5 protein-coding genes and 1 pseudogene are annotated in these 3,817 nt (G+C 40.1%); 2 read left to right on the top strand and 4 right to left on the bottom strand.

Annotation, left to right across the window (positions count from 1 at the left end):
• A partial coding sequence (locus tag DCC82_RS10125; RefSeq protein ID WP_233252975.1) for a CsxC family protein occupies nucleotides 1-639 on the top strand: 639 nt, incomplete at its 5' end.
• A gap of 98 nt (nucleotides 640-737) precedes the next feature.
• Here DCC82_RS10125 and DCC82_RS10130 read toward each other — a convergent pair.
• Nucleotides 738-836: pseudogene (locus DCC82_RS10130) on the bottom strand (ferritin-like domain-containing protein); the annotation flags it as partial.
• Nucleotides 830-997, bottom strand: a complete 168-nt coding sequence (locus DCC82_RS17455; protein ID WP_158268583.1) for a hypothetical protein — start codon at nucleotides 995-997, stop codon at nucleotides 830-832. The gene DCC82_RS17455 and the pseudogene DCC82_RS10130, both read right to left, overlap by 7 nt.
• A gap of 251 nt (nucleotides 998-1,248) precedes the next feature.
• Between DCC82_RS17455 and DCC82_RS10135 the strand changes: the two genes are divergently transcribed.
• A complete protein-coding gene (locus tag DCC82_RS10135; protein WP_097354544.1) occupies nucleotides 1,249-1,734 on the top strand; it encodes a QueT transporter family protein in 486 nt (161 codons plus the stop codon).
• Between the two features lie 224 nt (nucleotides 1,735-1,958).
• Here the strand turns inward: DCC82_RS10135 and DCC82_RS18720 are convergent, their stop codons facing one another.
• Both DCC82_RS18720 and DCC82_RS10145 read right to left on the bottom strand, forming a co-directional pair.
• A complete protein-coding gene (locus tag DCC82_RS18720; RefSeq protein WP_353620325.1) occupies nucleotides 1,959-2,198 on the bottom strand; it encodes a DUF3307 domain-containing protein in 240 nt (79 codons plus the stop codon).
• Between the two features lie 288 nt (nucleotides 2,199-2,486).
• Entirely contained in the window at nucleotides 2,487-3,713 is a 1,227-nt protein-coding gene (locus DCC82_RS10145) for a DNA polymerase IV (protein WP_081189897.1), read from the bottom strand.
• Nucleotides 3,714-3,817 lie beyond the last annotated feature (104 nt).

Here is a 3,817-nt window from a genome sequence, read left to right on the forward strand (position 1 = left end):
CAATCAGAGAATACCCTACCTTTTTTCTTTTGGTCTAGCAAAATGCTTTACACAAAATTTTATACATCATCTCCGGCTGCAACTGAAATTAAGAGAGTGACAAAGAATGTATTTTTAGAACAAGTGAAATTGGTGCCTGTTAGATTTGCGCGTATTGACGACACGGACTTCTTTAGAGTTACAAGAGCCAAATTATTTGTGTCAGGTTTCATTCGCAAAGATATTGAATATGCTTCCAATGCATGTAATGGAGCACTTCAGGATAGAATTGCCGATCTTCCATTTTCTGGTTTTGCAGAACTTCTAGAAGGCGATTTCCTCACTTTCCCAATTATCGGTATTTCAGAAAACAGCAAAGCTTTATTCCTTAACGAGAAAAACGACTTAACTCCTCGCTTAGATAAATATTTCTTCCAAAATCTCGTCAAATATAATGAACAACCATACGGCGAGTTAATAGGCGCGAATTTCTACGAACTTGATTTTTCGCCAACTCATGTAAGCCCTGAGGGAGAGTTTAGCTCATTGCGCGAAAAAATCGTCATGGATCTTACTGTAAAAGTATTACAAGTCCAACAAATGCAAGTTGCGGCTACAGGAATAACTCCTGCTTTCCCTGAAGGTACTGTTGGTTACTAACAAGTCTTTCATTCGGTCTGCCCATTTTTTAAAATAACGTCAGGGCTAAAAAGATGGTTAAATACATCTTTTTTCATATAATAAAAGAGCTGAATTCGTTACAGTTCAGCTCTTTTATTCTTTATAAAATAGTATAGGAACCAGACTGCATGATTTTGTCCATCTGCTGCTACACGGCGGAAAATTTCTTTTATATAAAGTACATGTTAACGTTAATGAGAAACAATAATATAGCTAGCTGGGCGAGCAGTTTTCCTAATAAAATGACAGTGGAATCATACGAATGAGCGCCCCATATATACAGTACAGAACCAATGATGAATAACACATTAATGATTATCCAAACATAATACGGCATACGAACCTCCAACGATTTCAGGATAAATAGGAAATAACAAACAACAAGTCGTCTCCCTATGCATTTTGTCACACTTTTCTTTTATAATAACATGATTAGAATGGTATTATCCTCATTTATCACGAAAAAGAAAACAATCATTGCATTTCCTTCTTTTCTTGCTAAAATAATAAATGTTGCTTTTCTTGCCACACCATGTATACCGATGGTGCTTTTTTGTATATACCTTAACGATGTAAGGGGAGAAGCATATGAACATTAGAACGATCGTCGTCAACGGCATTTTAGCAGCTGTGTACATCGCGGTAACGATGCTGATTCAGCCGTTTGGATTTACTAATGTGCAGTTTCGCATGTCGGAAATGCTGAATCATCTTGTCGTGTTTAATAAAAAGTATTTCTTTGGCATTGTGTTAGGCGTCTTTTTTGCCAATCTGTTTTTCTCGCCGATGGTGGCGTACGATCTCATTTTCGGGGTCGGGCAGTCGGTTATCGCCCTTCTGATCACGATTTTTTCGATGCGGTATGTGAAAAATGTATGGGCGCGGATGGCCGTCAATACGCTGGTATTTACGTTTACGATGTTTTTGATTGCGTGGGAGTTAAAGCTGGCGTTTGACCTGCCATTCCTTTTCACGTGGCTGACGACCGCCGCAGGCGAATTTGTCGTCATGGCGGTTGGCGCACCAATTATGTACGCGGTAAACCGGCGGGCCCATCTGGATAAATTAGTATAAATATAAAGCGGCAAGGGGTTACCTGCCGCTTTTTCTTACATTAGACGAATTTAGGCCGCTAGTTTCTCTACCACTGCTATCACAGTCGGTACGGTTCTTTCCTTACAACATCCCCTTCATTTTCTCAATAATCAGGAATGATGGGATGCGTTTATTAAAGATGTGATAAATGATCGTTTCATAGCCGCAAGAGTGGATTCACCAAATCTTTGAAGCAATTATTCCTAGCAATTTTCATCCGTGTCCCATCCTTCCAAAAAAGATGGTATGCCGTTTTCTAATAACCGTGCTGGAATGGCCATATCATGAAAAACGATCCAAATGGTTAAAAAATGAAGTATTTGGTCAATAAGAAATAAAAATGCTTGGCTTCCTGTTCCTTTCAACCTATCGTTCCATTTGATTTTGCCGTAGTCCATGAGATAATGACAAATAGAAATAAGCAAAATGACTTGTCCAAGCAATAGAAAAATAGAGAGATGAAATGAATAGTTGATATTCGTTCAAGATACTTAGTAAACGTCCCTTTTCCATCTGTCTGGACTTTTTGACATCCGCAGCAAAACAGATAGCTGGTGTTGGTTTCATAACATCCCTCTTTTTGTTGATGTATATGTATCAATATTACCATTGTTGTTGAAAAAACATCAACATATCTTTCTGAAACGAGTTCTCTATAATTAGCGATACATAAACTTTTCGTCTTTGAAACAAGGCAAGAACAAGGATGACTAACGCTATCACTTCTATCGTTATAACGATTTTCCATTATCACCGCTTTTGTCTCTGAAAAGTTCAGATCCTCTTTGAATAATACTATTACCGAATTTTTGTTGCAGCCGCTCAATCGTATTCCATAACGATTCTTTTTTGGCCTCTTCTTCAAAGTGAAACAAGTCTAATTGTTTCACCGCCTCTTTTTTATCAAATACGTCTACGGCGGTAATTCCTAACAGTCTTACCGGATTGCCATTCCAATGGCGTTTTAATAAGTAGACGGCGCGCTGAAAAATTTCTTCCGCCTCCTGGAACGGATTTTCCCATGTTTTACTGCGGGTGATCGTTTGAAAATTGCTGTAGCGGATCATAATTTGAACCGTGGAAGAGACGACGCCTTTTTGTTTCATGCGATTGCTGACGGATTGCGCCAAATCGCGCAGCACTTCAAGAAGAATCCGTTCTTCTGTCACATTGCGGGGAAGCGTTGTGGAGCTTCCGATGGATTTCCACTTTTCTCCCGATTCTGGATCAACAGGACGGGGATCAATCCCATTAGCCCACTCTTTTAATCGAACCCCGGTGATGCCAAGTAAATTTTGCAATGTAACTTTTTCCGCCTTCGCCAATTCGCCAATCGTAAAAATGCCGATACTATTTAATTTTTTTGCCGTTTTGTCACCGATGCCGTGCATCTCCTGAACAGGGAGAGGCCAAAGTACTTTCGGCACATCGCGTTTGCGCAGCACCGTGATGCCTAATGGTTTTTTCATGTTGCTTGCCATTTTGGCTAAAAACTTATTCGGTGCAATGCCAATGCTTACAGGAATATGTAGCGTCTGTAACAACTCTTTTTGAATTTGCTCCGCGATATCCAATGGTGAACCAAGCGAATAACAATCGGTGATATCCAAGTATCCTTCGTCTATCGAAGCGCGCTCTAAAACGGGTGTAAACGTTGCTAAAAATTGAAATACTTTCTCACTTATCTCGCGGTATAAATGAAAATCGGGTTTTAGAACAACAAGTTGCGGGCACCTTTTCTTCGCTTCCCATAATGGCATTGTCGTATAAATACCAAAACGCTGTTTCGCGATATAGTTCGCCGCTAACACAACTCCTTTTCGTTCTTTCGGATCTCCCGCTACAACAACCGCTTTTCCTTTTAATGAGGGGTCTCGAGCGATTTCGCAGCTGGCGAAAAACGAATTACAGTCGACATGGAAAATTACGCGACTTCGCTTTTGGTACGTTGCCTCCATGTTATTTTTCCCCTTTTTTAAACTGCTCCCACTTTCACGAGAACATCCGCCGGAAGCCCACTGCTTTAGCTGTGGGAGGAAGGCGGGGTTTATATTTTCAATAT

This window comes from Geobacillus sp. LYN3 (assembly GCF_003064505.1).
GTDB classification, from domain to species: Bacteria; Bacillota; Bacilli; order Bacillales; family Anoxybacillaceae; genus Parageobacillus_B; species Parageobacillus_B toebii.

Coding starts and splice junctions, on each gene's coding strand:
- DCC82_RS17455 (WP_158268583.1), bottom strand. CDS start 997: ATGCCGTATTATGTTTGGATAATCATTAATGTGTTATTCATCATTGGT.
- DCC82_RS10135 (WP_097354544.1), top strand. CDS start 1,249: ATGAACATTAGAACGATCGTCGTCAACGGCATTTTAGCAGCTGTGTAC.
- DCC82_RS10145 (WP_081189897.1), bottom strand. CDS start 3,713: ATGGAGGCAACGTACCAAAAGCGAAGTCGCGTAATTTTCCATGTCGAC.